2 protein-coding genes and 1 pseudogene are annotated in these 2,228 nt (G+C 32.5%); 2 read left to right on the top strand and 1 reads right to left on the bottom strand.

The genetic code is table 11. From position 1 onward, the window contains the following. A partial coding sequence (locus tag GFJ36_RS29745; RefSeq protein ID WP_242016008.1) for a M60 family metallopeptidase occupies window positions 1–1,056 on the bottom strand: 1,056 nt, incomplete at its 3' end. A 549-nt stretch (window positions 1,057–1,605) separates the two neighbouring features. Here GFJ36_RS29745 and GFJ36_RS16745 point away from each other — a divergent pair. Further along, the gene (locus tag GFJ36_RS16745) at window positions 1,606–1,824 is read left to right on the top strand and encodes a hypothetical protein (RefSeq protein ID WP_097891735.1); all 219 of its coding nucleotides are present in this window, start codon (window positions 1,606–1,608) and stop codon (window positions 1,822–1,824) included. Between the two features lie 203 nt (window positions 1,825–2,027). Beyond that, a pseudogene (locus GFJ36_RS29740) lies at window positions 2,028–2,228 on the top strand (MBL fold metallo-hydrolase); the annotation flags it as partial.

Below are 2,228 nucleotides of genomic sequence, written 5' to 3'. Positions count from 1 at the left end.
TATATTTTTATATTCTTTATTCGTTTGTTTCAAATAAGCAAAGGCTCTATTATAATCTCCCTCTGATTCTAAACGTGTTGGTTTATTTGGATATAATTTCTTGTCTGCAGCTAAAGAATATAGATTAACAGTTACTTCACCCATACCTCTTAAATCATTCCAAGTCCATGGATATTGTTGTCGTGCATGTCCCGCTTCATGCATTTGTCCCCATCCAAACTCATTGACATTTAAAGTACTTTTGATTGCTTCACCAGCAGTCGTAAAGACAGCTCCATCCCAACTTGCATACATCCCCCAACTTTGTGCGTTAGGGTTTTCTACAAAGGCCCAAATACGACGAGTTGAACGATGTAAAGGATTAGGATCTGTTTCAGATAACCCCGATATCCGATCTTGTGCCCGAATCATTTCATCATATTTATTTAAGAGAGGAACAGGATCTTGATTTACAATATATTTATTGGCACTATCACGAGTTACAGTTAGTACTGCTCGTTCTGATTTCAATTGTACCGCATGTGCATCTGGATATTTGTTCATCATGGCAATCCAGTCATCTTTCGTGTGTTTCCCTAATTCAAAAAATGGAATAGGACTACCGCCTTGTGTTACCTGCACCTTAACTGTTCCTGTACCTTGATAATTATCAAACCCTAATACGCCGCCGTTTGGAGAAGAGATGGTATTAGAGCCAGGAGAAAGATCAATTTCTTTTCCCCATTCTTTATCATATTGATGTGTCCCAATAATGGCTCTAATCTTTTGCGTTCCTGATACTGTAATAGTAACCTGTTCGTTAGGTTTTATATAAATTCCAGTTGGCATATAATTTTTTTGCTCACCTCTTTTTTCTCTTTTTGCTTCATCCCAAAAACTACCTGTACCTGGCAAGTCAAACTCTCTTTGTTCATATTGAGTTGCAGTTTGTGCAGTTTCAGCATGTACATCTAAATTGTTTGACATAATAGGTGCAAATAACGTGGTTGCTAAAATAGCGGATGTCGCAAACACCTTTATTGACTTTTGTAACCTGCCGCTCTTTTTTTTATTCATATAAATCAATCCTTTCTCATTCCCGTTTTTTTAAATAAATATTTTAGATGAATTAAGATATCATCTGTATAAAATATACATTTTTTAGCAAAAAATAGGTATTGAGAAAAAATTTATTTTAAGGGCTTTTTAATGGAGGAATAATTTGATTTTGACTATGAGCTGTAAAGAAAAAACGTTTTCTATTCTAATAATCTAGTTTGTTTAAAAGTAATAATGATTTTTACTTTTAGAGGGAGTTAGTATTCTTAAGTTGGTAGATATGGGGTACCGTCATATAATCATCAAATTGAGATATCAGTTGTTTCAAAACGAGCCGAACTTACATAAATAACTATCAATAGATAGAAATTTCATTTTGGGGGTACTGCAAAATATTAGCTTGATGGGCATGTGGCGCTACCTCATCGCTATCAAGCTAAAAAATAGGTTACCCCCAAAACGAAAAAAATATGTTAAATTCCCATAGATAACTATCTTATATTAATTACATAACCTAGTGTGTAATATAATAATATAAAGATATTGTGTTTAAAGGGGGGATTCAAATTGGTTAAAAACTTACCTTTACTAATAGTGATTTTAATACTAGGTGTAAGTTCTTCCACATTAAGTACGAACGGATACTTTTCTCCAGTTATAGAATGGTCTTTAATGATTATAAGTATTATTTTAAACATTACTGAAGTGATAGGTTTATCACTACACGTCCTTGTATATCAACCTATGAAAAGATTTGAAAAAAATTTAAAAGAGACCTTCAAATAAAATAATTATATTTGAGGTAACACCACATCGCCATCGAGCTAAAAAAATGTATCCATAAAAAGAACAAATACGCTATTCTTTCTGTAGAATCATAGGAAAGGATGGCGTTTTTTTAATTTTATAGATACTTTGTGGTAACCTCAAGTAGGAGGATTTAGCACAGTCAAATAATAATATCTTTTGTCTAGAAAGGAGAATGTTTTTTGAAATACACATTAAGAAAAAAATTAAGAGTGTTTTTTATAGGATTATTAGTACTAGTAATAATCGCTTCTATTTTCGTTTATTATAAGTTTTTAACACCTTCAGCAGATATTCAACAATACAAGGCGTATTATGCTCCAAAAACAACACAAAAAGTATTGAATCAGGGCGAGGTAAAGGTCACATTTTTAGGAACATCA

It is taken from the genome of Bacillus sp. EE-W1, assembly GCF_009760835.1.
GTDB classification, from domain to species: domain Bacteria; phylum Bacillota; class Bacilli; order Bacillales; family Bacillaceae_G; genus Bacillus_A; species Bacillus_A wiedmannii.
The sequence above is the reverse complement of the archived record's forward strand: the minus strand, read 5'-3'. Positions and strand labels throughout refer to the sequence as shown.